The organism is Chloroflexota bacterium (genome assembly GCA_020850535.1).
In the GTDB taxonomy this organism is placed as follows: Bacteria; Chloroflexota; UBA6077; order UBA6077; family JACCZL01; genus JADZEM01.
In genome coordinates, this window is record JADZEM010000173.1 from 1 (window position 1) to 3,876 (window position 3,876).

Consider the following 3,876-nt stretch of genomic DNA (forward strand, 5'->3'; position numbering starts at 1 on the left):
CCATAACCGATGTAGTCGGATCATGCGGCGAGACGACCTAACCCTTGACACGCCCACCGAACACATGCGCTAAATAGACGCAGGTACGTAGTACCGCCTCGCGCCGGGGCCTGGGCCGTGGCCACAGGGACAGCGCGAGGGACCACGAGTAGCGGTCATCCGAAGATGGCGCGCAGTCGTGATTCGCGAAGCAATTCGCGGAGTCACGGCTGCGCGCTTTTCGTTTACCAGCGGCATCCGGGCTCCGGCACCACACAAAGGAGCTATCACGGATGTCCGGTTACATGGCACTCCTGGAGCAGCGGGGCAAACTCAAGGACGAGGGCGACAAGCTACTCGCCACGGCCCGCGACGCCGGCCGCGTGCTCACTGAGGATGAGGAGGCGCGGTTCGCCGAGATCGAATCCGGCATGAACCGCATCAATGCCGACGTTGCCCGCGAGCAGAAGTGGCGGGAATCGCAGCGGAACGCCCCGGCGCTCGACATCGAAGACCCGGAGCCCGAGACGGCGCAACTGCCGTCCAACCCCGTCCCGAGCGCGAAAACCTACAAGGGGCCGCGGCTGTTCGCCAACATCGCGGAGCAGCTACAGGCCATCCAGGCGGCGGCCACCGGGCGCGGTGTTGACCCGCGGCTGATGGAGTTGCAGGCGGCCGCGCAGGGCGCCGGTGAGGCGGTCCCGGCGGACGGCGGTTACCTCGTCCAGCAGGACTTCGCCAACGAGATCATGCGGCTGATGCACGACCGGGGACAACTCCTGTCCCGCGTGCGGCGCATCCCCGTCTCCGGCAACGGCCTCAAGCTCAACGCCATCGATGAATCGTCCCGCGTGGACGGCTCCCGTGGCGGCGCGGTGCGCGGCTACTGGGTGGACGAGGGTTCGGCCCCGACCGCCAGCCGGCCGAAGTTCAAGCGCGTGAACCTCGAACTGAAGAAGGTCGCCGCGCTCGGCTACGCCTCTGACGAGCTTCTGAGTGACGCGGGCGCGATGTCCGCGATCTTCACGGACGAGTTCGCAAACGAACTGGTGTTCAAAGTCGAGGACGCGATCTACGAGGGCGACGGCGCGGGCAAGCCCACCGGTTTTGCCAACAGCAACGTCAACCCAGCGTTCATCTCGGTGGCGAAGGAGACCGGCCAGACGGCCGCGACCATCGTCTCCAACAACATCATCAAGATGCGCGCGCGGCTCTGGGCTCCGAGCCGGGGCAACTCGGTCTGGTTCATCAACCAGGACACCGAGCCCCAGCTTTCGCTCATGACCATCACGGTCGGCACGGGCGGTGTTCCCGTCTACATGCCAGCCAGCGGGCTGAGCGAGGACGGCTACGACCGCCTCTACGGGCGGCCGGTAGTGCCGATCGAGTTCGCGGCCACGCTGGGCACGGTGGGCGACATCGTCCTTGCCGACCTCAGCCAGTACGCGCTCATCGACAAGGGCGGCGTCCGGCAGGACACCTCGATGCACGTGGCGTTTACCACGGCGGAGCAGGCGTTCCGGGCTCAGTACCGGGTGGACGGGCAATCGCTCTGGTCCAGCGCGCTGACCCCGTTCAAGGGCTCAAACACCGTGTCGCCGTTTATCGGCCTCGCGACCAGGGCTTAAGGGAGGACAGGACAACATGGCACGGCTTTCTGAGCAGTTCAAAATCGTCAACGTCGTCAAGCCCGCCGACAACGAGGCGGGCGCGACCGGCGACAGCATCAACGCCGGGCTGGCGTCGCACATCACGTACATCCTGACGTGCGGCGTGCTCACCGGAGATGCGGTCCTCACCGTCAAGTCGGGCGCCTCGGCGGGTACACAGACGACGTCCGAGACGTTCAACTATCGGCTCGCCGATGCGGACCAGGCGGCCGCCGGCGCGGACGGGTACGGCAACTGGACGACAAGCTCCAGCCTGACGCTGACCGCCGCGACCTACGACGCACGGCTCCTCGTCATCGAGATCGACCCGCGCACCATCACCGAGGGGCAGCCGTGGCTGACGCTCGCGATCAGCAACGCAGCCGACGCGCACTTCAGCGCCGTGGTTGCCCTCGTGGTGCCGCGGTACGCCGGGCACGACGCGCCGACCGTCATCTAACCGAATAGGGGGCCGGGCTGACCGCGCACAGGCAGCCACGGCCCCCGCCACAACAAAGGTCCAACCGAGAAAGGAGAACCCTGAAAAGTGGCACGAACCGCACTTTTCGCACGCAATACCCCCGGCGGTGTGTTCACCGTCGATGACCTCTACGAACACCCCGGCGAGATTCTATTCGTCAGTTCCGCCACCGGCACTGACTCGGCCGGCTCGGGCAAGTCGCCGGACGCACCGTGCGCCACCATCGACTATGCGGTTGGCCTCTGCACGGCGAGCGCCGGAGACGTGATCTACGTCATGCCGGGCCACGCCGAGACCATCGTCGCCGCGGCTGGCATCGATGCCGACGTAGCCGGGATCAGCATCATCGGCCTCGGCAAGGGGTCGCTCAAGCCCACGCTCACAATGGGCACGGCGACCACGGCGACGGTCAAGATGAACGCTGCTAACGTCAGCATCCGCAACATCCGGTTCGTCAACAACATCGATAGCCTCGTGAAGTTCATCGATGTCAACGCCGACTACGCGACCATCGAGGACTGCGACTTTGTGACCTCCTCCACGAAGGAGGCGCTGTCGTTCATCAACCTCGCGACGACCAAGGACTATCTCACCGTCCGCCGTTGCCGCTTCGAGCAGCCCACTGACCCGGCCGGCTCCGATGGTGGCGCCGACACCGGCGCGCTGTACTGCGTCGATAGCGAGTACATCCTGTTCGAGGATTGCTGGTTCTCCGGCAACTTCGAGACGGCGATCTTCCACAACAAGACGACCGCCTGCAAGCACCTGTGGGTTAAGAACTGCCACGGCATCCAGGCGCTAGCCGGCGCGGAGCCGTTCCAGCTCGTCGCGGGCGCTACCGGGGCCATGCTCGGCGGTGGGTTCATCACCCCGGCCGAAGCGGCGGCGACCGAGGCGACCCTCGTCGGTACGGTCGGCGACGCCTTCTTTGTCCTCCAGCCCGGCGCGTTCGGCAACGACGGCGGCGCGGGCGGCCAGGGCGGCATCGTCATCGCGACGGCGAGCTAGTAGACGATGGCAGGCTCCATCACCGTCACCACGACGCAGGCCAGCAACGCGATCGACAAGTACTCGATCGCGTGGGTGTCGGACGCCGCCGGGGCCGTCTCGGGTAACACGTTCGCGGTGGAAGCTGGCGAGCTTGTGCAAGTCCGATACATCCCGGACGGGGGCGGCACGCAGCCGAGCGCCGCGTACGACGTGACCATGACCGACGCAAACGGCGTGGACGTGCTCGGCGGAACGGGGGCGGACCTTAGTCAGACAGCCTCTACCGTCCATGTGCCAGCCGTTAACACCTACTTTCGGCGGACGCTGGAGGCGGGCAACCTGACGCCCGTCGTGGCGAACGCCGGCAACGCCAAGGGCGGCACCATCGTGCTCCTGGTGAGGCGCGGCTAGTGAGCAGCCTGATCGCGGAGCGGTCCGTCCTCAAGACGGCTCCGGCCGCTGAGCCGCTGACGCTTGCCGAACTCAAGCTGCACCTGCGGGTCACGGGCAGCGCCGAGAACGACTACATCACGTCGCTCGGCAAGGCCGCGCGGCGACGCGTCGAGGAGATCACCGGCCGGGCGCTGATCAATCAGACCTGGTACCTCTACCTGGACGAGTGGCCGTCGTGCGACCGCATCCGGCTACCCAAGGCGCCGCTGTCCTCCGTGACCTCGGTCACCTACTACGACACCGATGGCACGCAGAACACCTTCAGCGCGTCGTCATGGGACCCCGACACCAACGCCACCCCGGGCGAAGTCGTGCTCACCTACG

The 3,876-nt window shown here is 66.4% G+C and carries 5 protein-coding genes; all 5 read left to right on the forward strand.

What is annotated here, in order from left to right:
* The first annotated feature begins 284 nt into the window (after window positions 1-284).
* Window positions 285-1,607 carry a phage major capsid protein gene (locus IT306_24740; protein ID MCC7371649.1) on the forward strand — a complete coding sequence of 441 codons (1,323 nt, stop codon included), beginning with the start codon at window positions 285-287 and terminating at the stop codon, window positions 1,605-1,607.
* A gap of 16 nt (window positions 1,608-1,623) precedes the next feature.
* A complete protein-coding gene (locus IT306_24745) occupies window positions 1,624-2,088 on the forward strand; it encodes a hypothetical protein (GenBank protein ID MCC7371650.1) in 465 nt (154 codons plus the stop codon).
* Window positions 2,089-2,175: 87 nt separating this feature from the next.
* On the forward strand, window positions 2,176-3,117 hold the full coding sequence (locus IT306_24750) for a hypothetical protein (protein ID MCC7371651.1): 942 nt from the start codon (window positions 2,176-2,178) through the stop codon (window positions 3,115-3,117).
* Window positions 3,118-3,123: 6 nt separating this feature from the next.
* Window positions 3,124-3,510, forward strand: coding sequence for a hypothetical protein (locus tag IT306_24755; GenBank protein ID MCC7371652.1), 387 nt, complete (start codon window positions 3,124-3,126; stop codon window positions 3,508-3,510).
* Window positions 3,510-3,876 (forward strand): phage head-tail connector protein (locus IT306_24760; protein ID MCC7371653.1); only part of this gene is annotated, 367 nt, incomplete at its 3' end. The genes IT306_24755 and IT306_24760, both read left to right, overlap by 1 nt.